Source organism: Paenibacillus glycinis (assembly GCF_009909185.1).
Lineage (GTDB): Bacteria > Bacillota > Bacilli > Paenibacillales > Paenibacillaceae > Paenibacillus_Z > Paenibacillus_Z glycinis.
This window is the reverse complement of record NZ_JAAAMV010000028.1, coordinates 102425-123505: the sequence shown is the minus strand read 5'-3', so window position 1 is coordinate 123505 and position 21081 is coordinate 102425. Positions and strand designations below refer to the sequence as shown.

The following is a 21081-nucleotide window of genomic DNA, read 5'->3' as shown; positions in this document are numbered from 1 at the left end:
ATTTATGCTTCCTTATTTGACGAAAAAACGCTATACTTAGGGTATGATTTGTTTTTGAAATCGTGTTTCACTGTGTGAAACCGGCATGTACAAAGTCAAGGAGGCGCGAAGCGCAATGACAAAGCAAAACGAGTATTCCGTCCGCGAATCCCTCTCGGTCGGCGGCAAGCAATACGCCTACTACCGTCTGGGCGGACTGGAAGAGCAAGGCCTGGGCAAAATCTCCAAACTTCCTTTCTCCATTAAGGTGCTGCTCGAAGCAGCCGTCCGCCAATTCGACGGGCGCGGCATTACGAAAGAACACGTGAAGCAGCTCGCGACATGGGCCGACGGACGCGAAGACAAAGAAATCCCGTTCATTCCCGCGCGTATCGTCCTGCAGGATTTCACCGGCGTGCCGGTCGTCGTCGATCTGGCGGCGATGCGCGACACCGTTAAGAAATCGGGCGGCGATCCGAAGCAAATCAACCCGCTCGTGCCGGTCGATCTCGTCATCGACCACTCCGTCATGGTCGACGCCTTCGGAACCCCCGAAGCGCTCGAATACAACATGGACATCGAGTTCAAGCGCAACGGAGAACGCTACCGTTTCCTTCGCTGGGCGCAAACGGCCTTCGATAACTTCCGCGCCGTTCCTCCGGGCACGGGTATCGTTCACCAAGTCAATCTCGAGTACCTGGCATCCGTAGCCGCGACCAAAACGATCGACGGCGAAACCGTCGTTTATCCGGATTCCCTCGTAGGCACGGACTCTCATACAACGATGATCAACGGTCTCGGCGTCGTCGGCTGGGGCGTCGGCGGCATCGAGGCGGAAGCCGGCATGCTCGGCCAACCGCTGTACTTCGTGACGCCGGAAGTCATCGGCTTCCGTCTGACGGGCAGCCTGGCGGAAGGCGCTACGGCGACCGACCTTGCGCTGACCGTTACGCAAATCCTGCGCAAAAAAGGCGTCGTCGGCAAATTCGTCGAGTTCTTCGGCCCTGGCCTATCCAACATCAGCCTGGCAGACCGCGCGACGGTTGCCAACATGGCTCCCGAATACGGCGCTACGGTCGGCTATTTCCCGGTCGACAACGAAACGCTGCACTTCCTGCGCTCCACGGGCCGCACGGAAGAACAAATCGCGCTCGTCGAAGCTTACTATACGGCGCAAGGCATGTTCCGCACGGACGACACGCCTGAACCGACGTTCTCGGACATCGTCGAGCTCGACTTGTCCACGATCGTGCCTTCCCTGGCAGGTCCGAAACGCCCGCAAGACCGCGTCGAGCTGACGGCGATGAAAGAATCGTTCAACAGCATCATCCGCACGCCGATCGACAAAGGCGGCTACGGCCTCTCCGACAACAAGATCGAAGAGACGGTCGAAGTGAAGCACATGAACGGCCAAGTGAGCAAAATGGGCACGGGCGCCGTCGTGATCGCGGCCATCACGAGCTGCACGAACACGTCCAACCCGAGCGTAATGATCGGCGCGGGCCTCGTGGCGAAGAAAGCCGTCGAGCGCGGCTTGAAGAAGCCTGCTTACGTGAAGAGCTCCCTGACGCCGGGTTCCCTGGTCGTCACGGACTACCTGAAGAACGCCAACCTGCTCGAGTCGCTGGAACAACTCGGTTTCTTCGTAGCCGGCTACGGCTGCGCGACTTGCATCGGCAACTCCGGTCCTTTGCCGGACGAAGTCAGCAAGGCGATCGCCGACAACGACATGACGGTTGCGGCCGTGCTGTCCGGTAACCGGAACTTCGAAGGCCGCGTGCACGCGCAGGTCAAAGCCAACTACTTGGCGTCGCCGCCGCTCGTCGTCGCTTATGCGCTTGCCGGAACGGTGAACATCGACCTGTCCGCCGACCCGATCGGCTATGACGGCAACAACCAACCCGTCTACCTGAAAGACATCTGGCCGACGTCCAAAGAAATCGCGGACGCCATGGCTTCGGCCATGAGCCCGCAAATCTTCCGCGACAAGTACGAAAACGTCTTTACGCAAAACGAGCGCTGGAACGCGATCGACGTGCCGACGGGCGAAAGCTACGAGTGGGACGCGAAATCGACGTATATCCAAAACCCGCCGTTCTTCGAAAACCTCGGCGCGGATATCGGCGATATCCAAGACATCAAGAGCTCGAGCGTGCTGGCCTTGCTCGGCGACTCCGTTACGACGGACCACATCTCTCCGGCGGGCAACATCAAGACCGACAGCCCTGCCGGCGAGTATCTGATCAAGCACGGCGTGGACAAAGTGGACTTCAACTCCTACGGATCGCGCCGCGGCAATCACGAAGTCATGATGCGCGGCACGTTCGCGAACATCCGGATCCGCAACCAGGTTGCGCCTGGCACGGAAGGCGGCGTCACGACGTACCTGCCGACGGAAGAAGTCATGTCCATCTACGATGCATCGATGCTGTACCAGAAGAACGGCAAGAACCTCGTGGTCATCGCCGGCAAAGAATACGGCACGGGCAGCTCCCGCGACTGGGCGGCCAAAGGCACGTTCCTGCTCGGCGTCAAAGCCGTCATCGCGGAAAGCTTCGAGCGGATCCACCGTTCCAACTTGGTCGGCATGGGCGTGCTGCCGCTGCAATTCCAAGAAGGACACGGCTGGAAAACGCTGAACATCACGGGTCGCGAGACGTTCGACATCACCGGTCTGAGCAACGACGTGCAGCCGAGCCAAACGGTGACCGTCACCGCGACGCGCGAGGACGGCACGACGTTCGAATTCCCTGCCATCGTCCGTCTGGACTCCTTGGTGGACGTCGACTACTACCGCAACAGCGGCATTCTGCAAACCGTGCTGCGTCAAATGATCGCGGCAAACGGCAACTAATCTTCGCCTAACGAAAACGGGTCCGCTCCCAGAGCGGACCCGTTTTTTTGTATGTTCAGAGCGGTTGGTCAGGTGCCGGACTTTCGCTTCGTCACGGTCTCGGCCATGCTCATAAAATGTGCGGTGTACTGCTCGGCGGAGAAATGCTGCCTGATGTGATTCTCCGCTTGCAAGCGAATGGAGCTGCGCAGGGTCGCGTCGCCCATAAGCGACTTAGCTTCGGCAAAGGCCTGTTCAATGCTGCCTTGCCGGTATAATTTTCCGGTTCCGTTGTGAATCAAAAGCCTGCGGATGCCGTCGGAGTCCGTCGTCAACACGGGACAGCGGCACAGCATCGCTTCCGCGACCGCATAGCCGAAGCCTTCGAGGACGGAAGTCGAGCATAGGAAGCCGCCCGAGTCGCCGATCACGGACAAGTAATCCGCGATTTGCGCGTGGGGCACGTTGGACAGGGTCATCAATTTGCTTTGCAGCTGAAGCCCGTTCACCCATTTGTCGAACTGCGCTTTCTCGTGCGGCTGCCGCAGCGTCGAATCCTCGAACATCCACAGGCACGCGTCCGGATAACGATCGATGAGCCTCGCTCCGAGGAGCAGGTACTCGCGCCAATTTTTGTTCGCTTCGAGTCGTCCGATCCATCCGATAATCGGGAACGGTTTGGGCGGATAAGCGACGTAGCCGAAAGCCTCGGTATCGAGCGGGTTATCGAAGCTGAAATAAGGCATGCCTTTCAAATACGCGGCCAAGAGCATTTCCAAATGCTTGGTGCGGGGAATGAGCAGCGCGTCCGTCGTCGGGCGTATGCGCCCGGCGCTTTCGCTCATGAAGGCATGCGCGGTTTCCATCGGACCCAATCCTTGAAGCTCGAACACGAGCGGACCTTGGTACCCGATCCTCCGCATCGTGACGAGCATCTTGTCGTCGGTGCAGACGATAACCAGATCGAAGCGCTCCTTCTCGAGAAGCCATCCGATCTCGCCGTCGCCGCGCAGGACGTAGGTCGGAATGTCGACGACGTTCTTCAGTCCCTCTCCATCATGCGTGTACATCAGATGGCATTCCACGCCGATTTTCCGCAGCGCCTTGCAGCGGATTCGGTTGAGCGTCTCCATCCCCCCGCTCGGCGTGAAAAACGTGAACAGAATTTTCATCCGGCATCTCTCATCTTCATCCCGTCCTTCACGAGCTGCTGCGGTGTCGTCCCATTGGAGGAGGCATGCCGAATCATAATCATCTATCGGTATCGAAGATCCGTTCCCGGCAGGCTGCCGTGGCGTGCGGCGGCCCGCGGAACGGAACTTCGACGGAATAAGCATCGTCAATGACGGCCAAGCTCCTGCGCATTGCCGGATTACCCGGGGATGATGCGGCGGCCGTCCCCGCTTGCGTCGCTCCGCCGTCGATTGGAGCGTGCCGGGCCGGTAAGCATCATCTTGATCCCATTGTATGGCCGGAGAGCGGGGGGCGCTTGTGCCCTTGTCCCGCCAGGCGGAATAAGGCCCCGAAATCCGCATCCGCACGCCAAGAGACGCGCCTGCCGGCTATTTGCCCGCGGACGCGTCTCTTGGCTTTCCTCTTATCGTATGCTCCCGTTAATGCTCGCGCGTTATTTCAACATCGATCCGAGCCGTTTCGCCGCTTCCATGACGGCCGGCGCCTGCTCGCGCATCTTCTCCGGCGTCAGACGGTTGGCCGGACCGGAGACCGAGAGCGCGGCGACCAGCTTGCCGGTGCGGGAGACGATCGGCGCCGCCACCGCGGCCGCGCCCTGCTCGCGCTCCTCCACGCTCGTCGCATAGCCGAGCATGCGCCACTCCCCGAGCTGTTCGCGGTACTGCTGCCGGTCGAAGGAATCCGGCCAGGACGCGTCCTGGAGCAGCTCCTCGCGCTTGTCCGGCTCTTCGAACGCGATCAGCACTTTGCTGGACGCCCCGACGTAGAGCGGCAGCCTGGCCCCGATCGGCGCTACCCTGCGAATCGCCTGGACGCTCTGCACCGCCTGGATGCGAATCCGCTCGTTGCCGTCGCGCAGGTACAGGCTGATCGTCTCGCCGAGCAAGTCGCGCAGCCGCTCCATCTCCGGCAACCCGATAACCGCGGGATCGTCCGCGCCCGACATATTGGCCGACAGCTCCCAGATGCGCAGACCGAGGCGATAACGGTCCGACGCCGGGTCCCGCGCCACGAAACCGCGTTGTTCGAGCGTGGCCAGCATGCGGTGAACGGTGCTCTTGTGCAGCCCGACCTTATCGGCCAGTTCCGTCATCGCCCATTCCCGCTGGTCCGTGAAGCAGAGCAATAAATCAAGCGCCCGTTCAACGGACCGAACCGTTGATTTGCCATCCTCCGCCATAGGCCTTCTCCCCCATTCGCCGGTTTCATGCAGTGAAACTTAATTACACCTAGTATAACGCAATCAGGCTCTTCCGGTAAAGCGCATCCCGATTTTCCGGCTTATTTTACAGCAGGATTACAGGACGCTAACATTATGTCGACACGCATTGACAGGCTGGCCCCGTCGGCCCTACCATAGGAATACAGAACTACCGGAAAGCGCTTACAGAAAATTTTTCCTGCATTCCCTTTTACCCTATAGCATTTCCCTGTTCTTTACGGTCCTATCCAAGCTCGCACCGGTTCGCACCGCCGGAAGGCGGCCGACCGGCGTCCATACTCGCGTACAGCCTTTATCGAGGGGGTCACCACCATGAGCACGACGATCACGCCTATGCATCCTGCCGCCGGGAGCTTCCCGCCCGGCCTTCTGCCCCCTCTCGCGCCTTCGCCGGCCGAGAAGCCGGCTGTCTCCGGCAATCATCGCCGCCGGCATGCGGCGGTCGCCGTGCTGTCCGCCTTCACCGCGATGGTGCTGTTCCTGGTGCTCGCCTTTCACGGCTACGTCGCCTGGGTCATCGCGCATCCCTACGTGCCGGCGCTGACGACGAACCCTCTCGCGGCCAAAGGACTCGCATACAGCGACGTCGCCTTCCCGAGCAAGAGCGGGCGAACCACCGTCCATGGCTGGTACATTCCCGCGCCTGCTTCGGGCGGGACGGCGGCGGCCAAAGCAGCCGCAATCGCTACAGCTTCGATGCAAGACGGGCATGCAGCCAAACCCGCGGTACCGGCAAATTCCGACCGCACCGTCGTGTTCAGCCATGGCTACGGCGCGAACCGCGAGGAATCCTGGGTGCCGATGTACGATCTGGCCGAGCTGCTGCACGGCCTGCACTACAACGTCTTCATGTTCGACTACGGCTACGCCTCTTCCGGCAAACGGACGCCGGCGACGGGCGGGCAAGAGGAATCCCAGCAGCTGCTGGCCGCCGTGCAGTACGCGCGCGCGCAGGGCGCCGGCGAGGTCGTCGTCTGGGGCTTCTCCATGGGCGCCGGTACCGCGCTGCAAGCGGCGCTGCAGACGGACGCCTCCGATCGGATCGACGCCATGCTGCTCGACAGCCTGTTCCTCCCGAGCTCGGATTCGCTCTATAGCAACGTGAAGCAGTATTTAAAAGACCTGCCGCGCTACCCGTCGATCCCGCTGATCAAATGGATGCTGCCTTTCTTTACCGGGGTCCACATGGATACCCTGCCGGTCAATCAGGTCATGCGGACGCAATACGACATCCCCCTCTTCATCATGCACGGCACGAACGACGCCATCGCCTCGGTGACCACCGCCGAACGGATCGCCGCGGACCAGCATAACGCGCTGTCGCGCACCTGGGTCGTGCAGGGCGGCACGCACGAGCTGCTGTTCAAGACCCGCCCGAAGGAATACATCCAGCGCGCGGCGCTATTTCTAAGCCAGGTGGACGCGGCCTATAAAACGACCGCTTGAGCCTCGAGTGCGGCAAGCGAATTGAACGTCCTGGCGCGTGTATCGCAAACGGCCGAGAAAATTTGCACGGGCCGCATGCACCACTAACAATCGAGCATTTTTGCACGGCGCGCTTGCATCGAAAGACGAACGAGCACCTTTGCGCATCGCGTTCCGATCCACCCGCCAAAATAAAAAGCCCTCCTTGCCGTCCGCCGAATTCCGACGGGCCGCAAAGAGGGCTTTCCTTATGCCCTATCGCTATGGACGATTATTGCTTAAGCAGGGACAGAAATTCCGAACGCAGCGCGGCGCTCGTGCGGAATTCCCCGCGCACCGCCGACGTGACCGTCTTGCTGCCCGGCTTCTTCACGCCGCGGGCGCACATGCACAGATGCTCGCCTTCCACGACGACCATCACGCCGTGCGGCTGCAGCACCTCTTCCATGATATCCGCGATTTGCGTCGTGATCCGCTCCTGCACCTGCAGGCGGCGCGTCACGGCTTCCACCAGCCGTGCCAGCTTGCTCAGACCGGCGATCTTGCCGCTCGGAATATAGCCGATATGGGCTTTGCCGAAGAACGGCGCCATATGGTGCTCGCATTGGCTGTAATACACGATGTCGCGGACGATGACCAGCTCTTCGTGCTTCTCGTCGAAGGTCACGCCGAGCACGTCGCGCGGATCGACCGAATACCCGGCGAAAATCTCCTCGTACATGCGCGTCACGCGCGCCGGCGTCTCCTGCAGGCCTTCGCGCTCCACGTCCTCGCCGATGAGGCCGAGAATTTGACGGATGTGATACTCTATTTTTTCCCGATTATCCGAAACGACAGTATTGACGTAATCTTTGATCCCCGCCATTGCAATCGTCTCCTTTCCCTGTACCGGCAGGCCGCGGGGACGATTATCTCCGTTTGCCGGGACGCTGGTTTTGGTTTTTCATCATGCTCTGCGCTTTTTGCAGCTGCTGGTTGTTCATATTATAGCCCATCTGTTTTGCCATCTTCTTGAGCATCTCCGGATCGCTCTGCATCTTCTCCAGCTGCTTGCGCAGATAGAACACGCCGACGAAGAAGCCGCCCACGCCGCCGACGATGAGCGTAATGATCGAAATAATGACCGTCCACATGATCGTTCACCTTGCCTTATCTCATATAGTCATATTGCCATTTATAATAGCATGAGGGACCATGCGTTCGCAAACACGAAAAGCATGATCCCTCTTTCGCATTCCATCTTCGTTCGCAGGATACGAAATCCGCTTCGGCAGCCGCCTCACACCGAACCCGCTAGCGCGTCCAGGGCCGTGTCGATCGCCTCCAGCACGGCGGCGTCCTTCTCGCTTTTCCGCGCCTCCGAGAGGACGGAGACGGAGGCCTCGCCTCCGATCCGGCTCAAGGACCACGCGGCCGTGGCGCGCAGCTCGAAGCGCGGATCGCCGCGCAGCACGCCTTCCAGCGCGGGAATCGATTCCGCGTCCTTGAAATTGCCCAGCGCGATGACGGCGTTGCGCTGGATCGGCTTGCGGCCACGCCATGCGGACGCGTTCGAGCCGTACCGTTCCTTGAACTCGCGGTTGCCCATCGTCAGCAGCGGCACGAGCAACGGCTTTACCTTCTCGTGGTCCGGCGCCAGCTCGGGATGATGCGACGCGTGCTTGCCCTTGTTCTCCGGGCAGACGATCTGGCACGTATCGCAGCCGTACAGCCGGTTACCGATCTTGCGCATCAGCTCGTCGGACACGAGCCCTTTCGTCTGCGTAACGAACGAGATGCACCGCTGCGAATCGAGCTGGCCCGGCGCGACGAGCGCGTCGGTCGGGCAGGCATCGATGCAGGCGGTGCAATCGCCGCAGCTCTCGGTCACCGGCTTGTCCGGCGGCAGGGGCAGATTCGTGATCATTTCGCCCAGGTAGACCCAAGAGCCCCACTCCGGCGTGATGATGGCGCAGTTGCTCCCCGACCAGCCGATGCCGGCGCGTTCCGCGACGGCACGGTCGGACAGCGCGCCCGTGTCCACCATGCTGAGAAAGCGTCCCTCCGGGACGCGCTCCCGCAGCCAGCCTTCCAACCGCCGCAGCCGCTCCCGGAGCACCGTATGGTAATCCTCGCCCCAGGCGGACCGGGACAGCATGCCGCGCCGCGCCCCCGGAACGGATCTCGGCGGATCCTGAAGCTTGGACGGATACGCGATCGCGATCGCGACGATCGAACGCGCGTCGTCGAACAGCAGCGCCGGCTCCGTCCGCTTATCGAGATCGGGCTCTTCGAAGCCGGATTCGTATCCTAGCTCGCGATGACGCACGAGCCGCTCCTTGAGCTTCGTGAACGGCTCCGCCGAAGCGACGCCGATCTTGTCGATGCCGAGTTCGCGGGCAGCGGCCTTCATGTCGTCCTTGAGCCGTCTCCAATCCATGCTGCCGCTTTCCACCACTCGGCACCTCCTTCCGGCCCGCTTACAGGCGGGCCCATTTCGTGATCGGCCACAGGATCAGATCCGCGCGCCCGAGAATGGCCTCCCGCGGCACGGCCTGAAACGACCTGCTGTCGCGGCTCGCGCTCGCGTGGCGATTATCGCCCATGACGAAATAATGACCCGCCTGGACCGTTACCGGACCGTAATCCGGGTCTTCGACCAATACGTCCGTGTACGACTCCACGACGAGCTCTCCGTTGCGGTACAGCTCTCCCTGGCGAATCTCGAGCCGGTCGCCCGGCCCGGCAACGATGCGCTTGACCAGATATTCCTTGCGCGGTTCGGCGTCGGCGGGATCCTTCAAAATAATGACGTCGCCGATCTTGGGAGTTCCGGCCCGATAACTGATCTTGTCGACAAAGAGCCATTCCTTCTCGTACAGCGTCGGCTCCATCGATTGGCCCTCGACCGTCGAGAGGCTGAATACGAAATAATTCATGCAAAGCACGACGAGCACGGCGACGGCAAGCGTCAGCCCCCATGTCAACAGTTCCTTCAACCATGGCGAAACCGCCCTGGAAGCGGACCTCCGGCCTGCGGATTCGGGACGTTCCGTCCGTCCGGAGTCGATCCGTCCCTTCCTTGCCTTCGCGGATGCCGTCCTGTGCTTGCGCGGTCCCAGAGCTGCCTGTTCTAACTCCTGCGGGGAATCGGTTCCCGAGCCTGGACCAGTATTCATGTATCAGCTACACCTCGCCCGTCTGTTTACTCCATGCGTCGTAATACGACATGATGAGCTCGTCCTTGAACGGAGCTTGCCCGCTCTGCGCGCGGTGCAGCAGCGCTTGGAGCCCCTCCATTACTTTTCGGTTGACTTCTTCCGAATAATGATAGGCGACTTTGTGCATTTCGTACTCCTCCTGATCCACGACCTGCGCCTTGCCGCCGCGGGGAACGATGACGTCCAGGTCGTAATCGATGTACGTCAGCACGTCGTTCTGGAAAAACATCGGCGAGGCCACGTTGCAGTAATACCGCACGCCGTGGTCCTCGAGCAGGCCGACGACGTTGAACCATTGGCCCGGGATAAAAAAGGATACCGCCGGAACCCGGCTGATCCACTGCTTGCCGTCGGCTTCCTGGATCGGAGTCTGACGGTTAATGAACACGAGCATCGATTCCGCAGTATGCTCGGGCGCCAGCTGCTCCGCGGGCACGAGCCAATTCTCCAACCAAACCCGGTGCAGGTGGCCGTTATTCTTGAAGCTCTTAATGACACAGGGCCGATAGGTTGTCATATGCAATTACTCCTACGCAGACAGAATTTCGTGAAGAAACGCGATTGTCTTTATTATTCCATATATGAAGCGTAATCTTTCCTATACGTATAAGAAAAGCATATCTGTTCGCCAAAAGCAATGACGGCAGATATGCTTGTCCAACGCGAAAAGCATTATATAAGAAGACGGGGCCGGGAAGGTTACCCTGCGACAATGCTCAGCTTCTGGAACGAACGGAAAAAATCCGCCGCGACGTAGCCAAGCGATTCGTAAAGCGAAAGGATCGGTTCGTTGTGTTCATCGGCCGTAACCATGATTTTCGTGACATTGCGCTGCGTGAAACGCTGGCGAAGCGAGGCGATCAATTGTTTCCCGATGCCTTGACGCTGGTATTTCGGATGCACGGCAATACGATAGTAATAACCGCGCCCATTATCGATCGTCCCGATCATAATGCCCGCGATCTCGTCGTCGACCGCCGCAACCAATACCAATTCGCTGTCCCAGGAGAGTTGGCGGGCAAAAGCTTCCATGGTCTGCTCATAGCACTCTTCCGACAAGACGGTTTCCAGCAGCTCGGTAACAGGTTGATAATCGGCTAATTGGAAGGATCGAACGTCCATAACTTTAAGCTCCTCTTCAAGTCCAGTATGGAATGCAAGATCTAACGAATTTTTTAGGTAAATTTAATAATACGACAAAATCATTCGAATTCCTTCTAAAACCTTTAAAAATCCTTAAAAAATTTATTAAATCGGTCGTTTTCTGTTGAAAGCGCTTTATTGCAAGCGTTTTCAAATTTATTCGGACAAAAGAATGGCGCCTTGCTCTACCTTGATCGCAAGATTTCGCAAGCCGCATAATTCGATGGTCTTACTCCTCAGTGTTTCTCGGCTTCCATAAGCGCTATGATTTTAAGCGAATCCAATTCGTCCTCACTGAACCGCTCCGACACCCGTTGCTTCAATTCCGCTTTCTCCTGTCCAGTCATTCCGCCCTTTACTTTCGCGGCCATGTCTTTCAACTCGCCGATCGAAAATTTGTCCATTACAAGCTTTATCGCTTCATTTTTGTTTTTAACCGCCATCTTCTTGGGACTCGAATGTCCTTGCTTGTCCGTGCCGGCTCGATCTTCGGCAACTGCTTGTTCGCCTAGAAGATGTTTCACGTCCTCAGCGTCTAAGCTGCTCTGTATCATTTGCTTGACTTCAGGATCAGCCAACATCTCGGTTGTCTCCTTGGCGTTCAGCACCTCGTCCGCTACCTGTTCCATGATCTTATTGCCGACCGCATGATAGACGTACTTATAGCCCGCAAACCCGATTCCGGCTGCCAATATCAGAACCATGATCCATTTTTTCATAACAGCCTCCTAAACTTACGCCAGCGATTCCGACATTTTTTATCCATTATACCCTTTTTCGACACCTCCTGACAAAAAAACAACCTCGGTTGTTGCTTCCGAGGTTGTTCATCTCGATCTCTTCAAGCCTTCAGACGTCATCGTCGCTCGGAACTCAGTTTGGCCCAAATTCCGCGATGCATGCTGAACCGCACGCAAAGCCTCTCCGGAAGCTTCCGGTAGCGTTTGCCCAATTGAAACCCAAGGAATTTGGCGCCTGCGTCTGCCGCAAGTTTAGGCACCCACAGCCAATGCCGATTGCGGACCAAATAACGCAGTTGATGCCAAACCAAGCGCGACCCGGCTTTGCCCACGGCCGAATAAGGATATACCCATTCATTGTCGCGCATGGATACGCCATTATCGAAGTACCGCCTGAATTGCTGCACGACCGAATAATTGTGCGAATGAATGACGCGCGCTTCCGCTGCATAGTTCACGGTGTAGCCGTTCAGGATGCATCGCGCCGCGAAAAACAAATCTTCGTTGAACAGAACGGGAGCGTCGAATTGTCCGCGCTCGAAAAAAATCGCTTTCCGGTATGCCGCGCAAACGTTCGAACAGAAAAAGGTCTTGATGCCGAGCTCCGGAAGATCCGCTTCGCTCTTTCGCATGGAAACCGGGGGATAATTGCTCTCCCTCGACATTTTTTCAAGTACGTCTGCATCTTCTCTGGCCAATTGCCGCCCGTACGCGCAAGCGGTATCCTCATCGGCATATAAGGCATCCAACAGGCGTTCGAGCAAATAAGCATCCGCAGGACAAGCGTCCTGGGTCATGAAAACCAACGTGTCGCCCATTGCCTGCTGCGCCGCGTAATTCCGGGTACCCCCATGGTCGAATTCCGCCTTGGCTATGCGTATCACTCGAGCGCCTTCTTGGAGGGCTGTCTCGGCCGTCCGGTCCGTCGAAGCGGAGTCAATCACGATAATTTCTTCAGGAGGCCAAGATTGGCTCTGAAGCCTTCTAAGCAGCACTTCGAACTCCGGGCCAGCATTGTAAGTCGGAATAATAACAGACACGCGATGGTTCGGGTTAGTAGGCATTTTTATTCAACAAGCCTTTCGTTACCGTCCGCACGATAATTCTAATGTCGAAGAAGAAGGTCCAATTTTCAATATAGAAGAGGTCGTGCACGATACGATCCTTGATCGACGTATCGCCGCGAAGGCCATTCGTCTGCGCCCAACCCGTAATTCCCGGCCGGATATGATGCTTCACCATGTATTTGGGAATTTCTTCTTTGAACTGCTCCACGAAATAAGGGCGCTCCGGCCGCGGACCGACCACGCTCATATGACCGGCCAGCACATTGAAGAATTGCGGCAATTCGTCGATGCTGGTTTTTCGAAGAAACGCGCCAAATCTCGTCCTGCGGGGATCGTTCTCCACCGTCCATTGCATATCGGCGACCGATTGATCGTACATATGCATGGAACGAAACTTGTACATCCGGAACGTCCGGCGGTCCAGTCCGACCCGCTCTTGCTTGAAAATAACCGGCCCGGGCGACGTTAGCTTGATGCCTAGGTAAGCAACGAGCATGACCGGGGAAGTCAACGCGATCGTGAGCAAGGAGAACACGATATCGAACATCCGTTTCAAAATCTGGTTGCTAAGCTCATCCAGCGGAACATCCCTCACATTAATGAGGGGGATGCCGGCGAAATTATCGAAGAACGGACGAGCGGGAAGCACGTCGAAGAAATCCGGGATGATCAGCGTCTTAACGCCGAACCGTTCGCACTTATCGATGATGTACGCGTATTTTTTATAAGCTTTCAATGGCAGCGCGATGATGACTTCGTCTACGGTATGCCGTGTCAAAACGGCATCCAGGTCCTCGATCTTGCCGAGAATCGGCTTCTGCGTTCGATGCTCGTGATCATGCTCCGTAATAAAATCGTCCAAATAGCCAATGACGCTATAGCCCATCCCGGGATTCTGCCCAATGCTGTCATGAAAGCTGCGCCCTACCGAACCCGCCCCCAAGATGAGGATGTACCGCCTGTTGTAACCTCTTCGCCTAGCGCGAGAAAGAATCAATTTAACCGAGAACCGGTAAATGCATAGACATATGATATTTTCGGTCAAAAACAGCGCCAAAAATTCGCGAGAGATATGTACTTCCTTCACGATATAGAACAAGCTCAGCAGCCCGAGAAAGCTTAACCCCTGAACCTGGATAATCTTCATCGCCTCATAAGACAAGCTTTTTCGCCTTCGCGGCGCATAGAAGCGGGCGTAGAAGCCGATCAGGACCGCAGCCAGGGAGTACACCGTCGCCCACATCAGATAGGTCTTGAACGGAAGCGTAGGCTGATGAGGCAAATAGCCGCTCTTGAACTTGAGCCAGAATGCGGTCAGAAAAGTCAGGAGCGCGCAGAGCAAATCCGCCATTACATAGATTTGAGTTAAGAAACGTTGGTTTTGTCGGATCATAGGCCCTTCCTCCTTCTCGCATTATGGCGAACATAAGTATATTATATCAAAAAATGGAAGTTCGGCCAAACTGAAATAGAATGATAGCATCATTCAAATTCTGGAATTCCGCATCTTTTGGATCGATCTCCGTTTCTTTAATAAACGGGGCAATTCTTTCATGATGTTATACCAACACTTCAACAACCCCGGCTCGAAAACGAGCATATAGCCAATTTGCAGCAATTCGAATCCTATCAATCTCGGAATCGTCAGGAACAGCGCCCAGTCTGCGGGCTCATTCTTCACAATTGTATAAATGCGGTTCTGGTAGGAATGCCTGCGGATTAACAACGACATCCTTTTTCGGCTTTTGCGGCCCTCGTATTTCCATCCCCGACCGTGCGTCGCTTTGGCTTCGGCGGCGTAATACGCCTTCCATCCGAGCAGCTTCGACCTCCAGGCGACATCCACGTCTTCCTTATACGCAAAATACGTTTCGTCGAAGAATTGCCCTTCCAGCTTGATATCTTCGATCATTCGCCGCGCATAGACCGCCGCCGCCGCCGAAACGCCGAATAGTTCGCCGGACTCCTCCCATTGCGACACGGGATCGCCGCCCCCGCGATCCCAGACACGTCTCGTTCGTCCCATTTCAATGCCCGTACTGTCGATAACGGTCGGTTCGCTGCCTAGCACCAGCTGCCCGGTCGCGCTTCCCACGCGGCGGTCCTCCTCCATGACGGCAATCAGCGTCCCCAGATACTCCGAATCTAGCGTAACGTCGGGATTCAACGTCAGCACGTAATCGGAGGACGTATGCGCGATCGCTTGGTTTTGTCCTTGCGCAAAGCCAACATTCACTGGGTTTTCGACCAACACTACCTTATCCCCGAAACGGCGCACGACTTCCCTGCTATTGTCGGTTGAAGCATTATCAACGACAACGATTCGCTCAAGCGAATGCGAGAGCGCTAATACAGCCTCCAGGCAGTTGCCGATATCCGGTCCGCTGTTATAAGTCACAATGCATACGCTGGCTGTAGGGGCTGTTTTCACGCATCTTCATCCTTTAAATAATGGTGCAGCGCTTCGCGCCAAGGCCTTAACTCTTTAAACCCGCGCACCCGAAGCGCCGAATGGCTCAGGACGGAATACGCCGGTCTCGCCGCGGGGCGAGGGAACGAAGCCGTCGTGCAGGGCTCGAGCCGAACTTCGGTTATTCCGCTTTCCTCCAGAATCGCTTGCGCAAAATCGTACCAAGAGCAAGCTCCGCTGTTCGAAGCATGATAAATGCCGTATTGCTCGGTCTGCACCAGCTCAACCAGAAATTGCGCAAGATCGAGCGTGTAGGTTGGAGAACCGATCTGATCGTTTACGACCTGCAGCCGTTCTTGCTGGCCGGCGAGCTTGAGGATCGTTTTAACAAAATTGCGGCCGTATTTGCCAAACACCCACGACGTGCGCACAATGAAATGTTCGTCGACCGCCGATTGAATTTCCCGTTCTCCCGCCAGCTTAGACCTGCCGTAAACAGTTTGCGGATTGGTCGGCGCTTGCTCCTCGTACGGCGCAGTCGCCTTGCCGTCGAACACGTAATCCGTGCTTACGTAGCAGAGCTTAGCCCCGATCGCCTTTGCCGCCATCGCCACGTTGCGCGCGCCATCCGCATTAATGCGAAAAGCCTCGTCCGGTTCGGATTCAGCCTGATCCACCGCGGTATACGCTGCGCAATGAATGATAGCCTCCGGCATGCATTCGATCATCACCGCTTCGCACTGCGCCGGATTCGAAATATCCAGTTCATCGCGTCCGAATCCCCTGATCTTCACGTTCGGTCCGGCCGCTAAAAGGGCGACTTCCCGGCCCAACTGGCCATTGGCTCCGGTGACGAGTATGTTCATCTGACGATCCCCCGCTCATATAAGCTCACCTTGGTAGGCGCCGCTGCGAATAGACGCCCACCAGTCTTTCGTCGTATTCCCCGTGCAGGTAAAAGCATCGATGTCGATGATGCGCGAATTCGGATGAATGGTGCGGTAGTAGTAAATAAAATCGCTGGCGATGAAGCCCGCTTCTCCGGTCACCAACACGTTCATTGCCCCCCGTAGACGAAATCGTAATCCGAATCATGGACATTCAGGTGATACCTGCCTTTCTCCACAAGACCGGCTGCGACGACCGGCCAAGCAATATTAAGGAACGGATCGTTCCTGTTGATCCCGGTCGTGTTCGGGCGAATCACTTGGTCCTTGTCCGTGACAATGAGCATATCGGTAATGTCAGCCGTCTTCTTGACGGTCAATCAGCACCGTTCCACCACATCATAGAACGATCTTTAGCTCGTTTATATTAGCCAAATTCTCAAACTTCCGATATGCTTCTCTGTAAGTCTTATTAAATGCAGTATAGTCAGCCATATCATAAAGTTCACTCAACGACCAATTAAAATCAAATTCATTAACTTGTAATGTTGGGAACTTAAAATATTCACACATTTCATTCATTCTTGCATCAATTGAGACAAACAGAGTCGGTACACCTTCCATCAGCGGAATGACATTTCCATGGAATCTTGCACTAAAAGAAAAATCCAACCCCCTGCTATATAATCGCCACTGCTCAATGTCAAAAAACAGTTTAGAGTACCTGTTCAAATAGTTAATCAATTGACCGTGAAACTCTGGTTGTGAGCCGAATAACTGATCAATCCATATTGTTTCCGCCTGTTCAATGAAATCAATTTGATTTTGAATTGAATATTCGAAGAAACTCTTTACAAATGAGACGGGCATAGTAGGATTCGGCCAAGGTGTAATTCCAGTAGCAACTCTTGCTCCGTCCCTGAGCGTTCTTCTTTTAGTGAAATTGAATTCTGGATCTCTAGAATGAAACATAGAAGGACATCCAACTGCCTCAACATTTTTAACGCCATTCTTACTCAGCAATTCGGCAGTGTAATCACCGCGGCATGCAATGCAGGCTTGTTCAGAGATCTTCTTAAGGAATTTAAGTGTACTGGGATGATACCGGAAATCCGATTTGTACGTATGCACTTGAGTACCTACGCTAATAGGTACAAACCGCTTGCCATTCTTCGTTATTTTCTTGAATGCATCATAATAAAATGACGGAACCTCTTTGTTTTCAATAATCCATGACAGATTTCCGACAATATAAACATCATATTTATCTTCTGATAAACTTTTATCTAGATTTTGATAATTCAGATGATCCGCACCAAAAATATCCTTTAGAGCTGTAAGGTATGCGTTATTACCGGTGTTTCCACCAACTGCTGCAAACTGTTCTTCAAATGTTCTATCTTCCCTATATATTAAACATTCAGTTAGTAGTGCAACTCTTTTCATTATTAGTCCTCCTTGTATGATAAGAGCACTTCCTGGTTTAAGAGCCGCTCTTATAATTTCATTTTTTGTACCATGATGACTGACTGTTAGTATCCCAGTGTTGGAGGCATCACAAGCACGAAAGTGATCCTACGGACCAACAAGCTCACCATCATTCAAAACAGAGTAGATTGCGACAGCCAATCTGCTGCAATCTATACAATGCCATTCCGTTCGCAAATCCAATCTCAACAACCGATGCATTATTTGAGATTAGTAATTGACCTTCTTGTACAAATTTACGCTGCATGTATGTAATGAAGTCGGAGTCTTCATGATTATGCCACTTCCGATAGTGCTTATCGTAGCCCTATTCACATGACCTCCCCGCGCAACCATGCCCGGACTTCTCATTTAATAATTCTGCGTTTGACTCTTCTTAATGAACGATAACTTGTAATTATTACATTTAACAAAATCGGCTTGGAAGCGTAATGTCGCTTTAATTTCGTTTTAAGCTCTTCTCGATCAAATAAACCATAGAATAATACCTTAACGATATTGCTTCGATTGTACAACATACCGAATCGTTCATAATTAATACCCTGATCAGTAGTCCGATTAATAGAAGGATGTGCCCTCGCTAATTCTGCATCCCACCAATGAGTCAACCGATTTCGATCGTTAGCGCCATGAACTGTATCATCTGAGTAGGAAAAGTTAAACAATAGCCGATCGGCATTCTGAGAGTGATGAATATAATACTCCAGTGGCTGAGAGACCTCATTCTTTCGGAATTTCCATGTCGTAATAGATTCGCCAAAAGTATGTGTCATATCTTTGGCAAATTGGACAGCTCCTTGATGCATGACTTCCATGAAAGCAGCATTTATAGGGTGATCATTGTAATCCTCAAAGACAGGCTCAATTACTCCAACTTCATCAACTCGAATGCTTACACTCGAAGGAGCAGATTTGGCAAAAAGTTGCTCCCTAAGTATGCCGCTGATCTCCGGTTTGTTCTCGTAATACGTTTGCACCTGGAACCCGTTCCTCCTTCCGTACATCCAAGGAGTCTCCTTGTTCGCATGCACAAAATAAGCATCCACAGGTCGCTCTAAGAGCTTAACGAGAATAGTCTGTAGACGCCCTGAGTAACCCAAATCGAAAATAGCATCATTCCCCTGAATAATACTTCTATAATAACGCGATAAGCTATCTATATGAGTCGTAAGCTTCCCTGAATCGACTAGCTTATTCATTATCAGGTCAACGAAATCCATAAACTCCTTATTACTCTTAAACGTTTTATCTAATTTCACGTCGTAATTATTCAGCATTTGCGTCCAGTTTTCAACCAACACTTCATCAAACATCTTTAAGATACTCATCGGAGTATGTGCATGTAAGGAAACGAACAACTCCAAACCATACTGATTGTTTGCGGTAAGCAAATATGGAAGCAACATCAGCCGAGATGCGTACAAATAATTCGATTTCGCTGCTTCTGGATATTGGCTAGATACAATGTCATACACTAACTGCGGCAAGTAACCATCACGAGCCATAAAATGCATCGTGTCCTGCTGTTTCATTTGCGATTCTTCTGCTAGCCAATGTGCCAACCCGAATGCATGCATTCCTAGTGCGTAATAGCCTACAAAAAAAGGATCGCAGTTAAAGTCAGTTTGAGCATTAAATGAAATAAAAGGATTGTCAAATAGCCTGTTGGCAACGACAGCCAGCATACACCGAACACTCAAATACTGAGCCTGCTCACTGCTCATCCATCTCGCACTACTGTCGTCAAAAGAATTAGCACTGTGTCCGGTTTCTTTATCCTGCAATTTATTCAATAATAGATCCATGGTTTTACCTATAAACCACGAATTCCATCCCTTGTTTTGGGCTTTTATTTTATCCGAATCCCAATTATCTCCTATATGAATGATACGATTTGCTTGTGTGTTGAGATCCTTAACTACATAATCAAATAATGACCCCGTATTTTTTAACAATCGAACTTCTGAAGACACATATAATTGATGGTATTCATCGTAACCGACTTTACTTAATATTTTTTCGATTGCTGTTTGTGGAAGATACATGTCGGAGACAAAGATGACTTTTTTATTGATCGAACAAGCCATGCGATATAGTTCGAATATTGTTTCTCTTCGCTCAATAAATCGCAGTTCTAATTCAAGTTCCTTTTCTAACATCATATCCACGATTGGATGTGGCAAATTGTATTCTGACTTTATGTAACTGTAGATTTCATACAGATTAACGTCTTCCCAAGTTGGATTCTGCATTCGTAGCATTCCACGTGCGCGCTCTTCAGCCCTAAATCTAATAGAAGAGAACGGAATTAGCGCACCTTCGGGATAGATCATACTAAAATAATCATCCATGAAAATGTATAAATCTTGTGGAGAGTAGAACGGACGCACAACAAGCGTGTCAAATATATCGAAGCTTACAAACTCCATCTGTGGGTCTGCTATCGCCCTTCTAATCTCCTCTAAACGGTCATCCCATGTAGTAGTAACGATGGAATGGTAATAATCCTCAACTTTAACCTGTTCACTTTCTTCAGAGATTACCCCAAACGAACTTCTAAGTTCATTTAGTATATTCTTCCTTGCAGACGAAGAAATCGGCTCGGAGTGGGCTCGTCCAGCCCATAAACGAAAATAACTCGTCTTCCAATTCTTAATGTGCTGCAAGTTCTCTCCATCTTCATGAAGCTTTAAATAGTTTTCCACAAAAGAAAAGACAATTCCCATATCACTGATATTTTTCAACATTTTTTTCTCATTCGATGCCGCTCCTGTTGCCGCATCGGAACGAATAAAATAATAATAGACTGCATTATTCACGGAACAATAATGATTTGCATTGAAAAATAGTAATGACGAGAAGAGCAGATCCTCTGTCATTATTAGATGTTGATCTTGCTTCTTATAGTATGGCAGACATTGTTTCCACAATTTCATCGAATAGATTTTATTCCAAATCACATGCCAATGATAGAAAACTCCTTCTTGCGAGAAAAACCTTTGTTTAATTATATTTCCATGCAATTCATCAGCTAGAATATTATTCAAATTTTGAATGAATTTCTCGCCAGATTCATATTCTCGTACAATTCTTCCCTCAATGATATCGGCGTGCGACGACATAGCTTTTTCTATTAATAACCGATAATAATCAACGGAGATATGATCGTCACTGTCAACAAAAGCAATGTAATCACCAGTAGCGAGCCCAGCTCCAGTTATACGCGCATGGTACAATCCTTTGTTTACGCTATGTTCAACATATTTAACTCTATTATCTGTTTCGCAAAATTCTTGTACAATTTGTTTTGCATTCCCTGGCGAACAATCATTCACGCAAATGATTTCGAGGTTCTTGTAGGTTTGATTTATAATGCTATCGAGACATTTGCTTAATAAACTTTCCGTTCCATAAATCGGAACAATGATTGAAACCTTCGGGAGCAAGATATTTTCGTTATCCATTCGTAACTATCCTTTCATGATGAATATAT

The 21081-nt window shown here is 53.1% G+C and carries 19 protein-coding genes; 2 read left to right on the top strand and 17 right to left on the bottom strand.

Translation table 11 applies throughout. The features are described 5' to 3' along the window. Window positions 1–115: 115 nt before the first annotated feature. Window positions 116–2833 carry an aconitate hydratase AcnA gene (gene acnA, locus GT019_RS27245; RefSeq protein ID WP_161746600.1) on the top strand — a complete coding sequence of 906 codons (2718 nt, stop codon included), beginning with the start codon at window positions 116–118 and terminating at the stop codon, window positions 2831–2833. Window positions 2834–2901: 68 nt separating this feature from the next. On the opposite strand, the gene GT019_RS27240 is transcribed toward acnA, so the two are convergent. Further along, window positions 2902–3984 carry a glycosyltransferase family 4 protein gene (locus GT019_RS27240; RefSeq protein ID WP_161746599.1) on the bottom strand — a complete coding sequence of 361 codons (1083 nt, stop codon included), beginning with the start codon at window positions 3982–3984 and terminating at the stop codon, window positions 2902–2904. Between the two features lie 455 nt (window positions 3985–4439). Next, on the bottom strand, window positions 4440–5186 hold the full coding sequence (locus GT019_RS27235; protein WP_161746598.1) for an IclR family transcriptional regulator: 747 nt from the start codon (window positions 5184–5186) through the stop codon (window positions 4440–4442). Between the two features lie 354 nt (window positions 5187–5540). On the opposite strand from GT019_RS27235, the gene GT019_RS27230 reads away from it, so the two are divergent. Continuing rightward, window positions 5541–6674 carry an alpha/beta hydrolase gene (locus tag GT019_RS27230; RefSeq protein WP_161746597.1) on the top strand — a complete coding sequence of 378 codons (1134 nt, stop codon included), beginning with the start codon at window positions 5541–5543 and terminating at the stop codon, window positions 6672–6674. A 250-nt stretch (window positions 6675–6924) separates the two neighbouring features. Here GT019_RS27230 and folE read toward each other — a convergent pair whose 3' ends face one another. From folE to GT019_RS27155, 15 genes are all read right to left on the bottom strand, one after another. Then, window positions 6925–7518, bottom strand: coding sequence for a GTP cyclohydrolase I FolE (gene folE / locus GT019_RS27225; RefSeq protein ID WP_161746596.1), 594 nt, complete (start codon window positions 7516–7518; stop codon window positions 6925–6927). Window positions 7519–7561: 43 nt separating this feature from the next. Further along, the gene (locus tag GT019_RS27220) at window positions 7562–7786 is read right to left on the bottom strand and encodes a YneF family protein (RefSeq protein WP_161746595.1); all 225 of its coding nucleotides are present in this window, start codon (window positions 7784–7786) and stop codon (window positions 7562–7564) included. 146 nt (window positions 7787–7932) lie between these two features. Then, window positions 7933–9072, bottom strand: coding sequence for a tRNA epoxyqueuosine(34) reductase QueG (gene queG, locus GT019_RS27215; protein ID WP_161746625.1), 1140 nt, complete (start codon window positions 9070–9072; stop codon window positions 7933–7935). A gap of 40 nt (window positions 9073–9112) precedes the next feature. Next, on the bottom strand, window positions 9113–9631 hold the full coding sequence (lepB, locus tag GT019_RS27210; RefSeq protein ID WP_235949496.1) for a signal peptidase I: 519 nt from the start codon (window positions 9629–9631) through the stop codon (window positions 9113–9115). Window positions 9632–9818: 187 nt separating this feature from the next. After that, complete coding sequence (locus GT019_RS27205) at window positions 9819–10370, bottom strand: DUF402 domain-containing protein (RefSeq protein WP_161746593.1); 552 nt, start codon at window positions 10368–10370, stop codon at window positions 9819–9821. Window positions 10371–10552: 182 nt separating this feature from the next. Continuing rightward, window positions 10553–10975, bottom strand: coding sequence for a GNAT family N-acetyltransferase (locus GT019_RS27200; protein ID WP_161746592.1), 423 nt, complete (start codon window positions 10973–10975; stop codon window positions 10553–10555). A 257-nt stretch (window positions 10976–11232) separates the two neighbouring features. Continuing rightward, window positions 11233–11715 (bottom strand): hypothetical protein, encoded by a 483-nt coding sequence (locus GT019_RS27195; RefSeq protein ID WP_161746591.1) that lies wholly within the window; start codon window positions 11713–11715, stop codon window positions 11233–11235. 137 nt (window positions 11716–11852) lie between these two features. Then, the gene (locus tag GT019_RS27190) at window positions 11853–12800 is read right to left on the bottom strand and encodes a glycosyltransferase family 2 protein (RefSeq protein ID WP_201755620.1); all 948 of its coding nucleotides are present in this window, start codon (window positions 12798–12800) and stop codon (window positions 11853–11855) included. Continuing rightward, window positions 12790–14196: an undecaprenyl-phosphate glucose phosphotransferase gene (locus tag GT019_RS27185; RefSeq protein ID WP_161746590.1), complete on the bottom strand. Its 1407-nt coding sequence runs from the start codon at window positions 14194–14196 to the stop codon at window positions 12790–12792. Before GT019_RS27185 ends, GT019_RS27190 begins: the two co-directional genes overlap by 11 nt. 93 nt (window positions 14197–14289) lie before the next feature. Then, a complete protein-coding gene (locus GT019_RS27180) occupies window positions 14290–15234 on the bottom strand; it encodes a glycosyltransferase family 2 protein (RefSeq protein WP_161746589.1) in 945 nt (314 codons plus the stop codon). After that, entirely contained in the window at window positions 15231–16079 is an 849-nt protein-coding gene (rfbD, locus tag GT019_RS27175; RefSeq protein ID WP_161746588.1) for a dTDP-4-dehydrorhamnose reductase, read from the bottom strand. The genes GT019_RS27180 and rfbD overlap by 4 nt, the downstream gene beginning before the upstream one ends. 15 nt (window positions 16080–16094) lie before the next feature. Further along, complete coding sequence (locus GT019_RS27170; protein WP_161746587.1) at window positions 16095–16268, bottom strand: hypothetical protein; 174 nt, start codon at window positions 16266–16268, stop codon at window positions 16095–16097. Window positions 16269–16270: 2 nt separating this feature from the next. Continuing rightward, window positions 16271–16480 carry a hypothetical protein gene (locus GT019_RS27165; RefSeq protein WP_161746586.1) on the bottom strand — a complete coding sequence of 70 codons (210 nt, stop codon included), beginning with the start codon at window positions 16478–16480 and terminating at the stop codon, window positions 16271–16273. Window positions 16481–16499: 19 nt separating this feature from the next. After that, window positions 16500–17546 (bottom strand): polysaccharide pyruvyl transferase family protein, encoded by a 1047-nt coding sequence (locus tag GT019_RS27160; RefSeq protein ID WP_161746585.1) that lies wholly within the window; start codon window positions 17544–17546, stop codon window positions 16500–16502. Between the two features lie 389 nt (window positions 17547–17935). Next, window positions 17936–21052, bottom strand: coding sequence for a glycosyltransferase (locus tag GT019_RS27155; protein WP_161746584.1), 3117 nt, complete (start codon window positions 21050–21052; stop codon window positions 17936–17938). Between the last annotated feature and the right edge of the window lie 29 nt (window positions 21053–21081).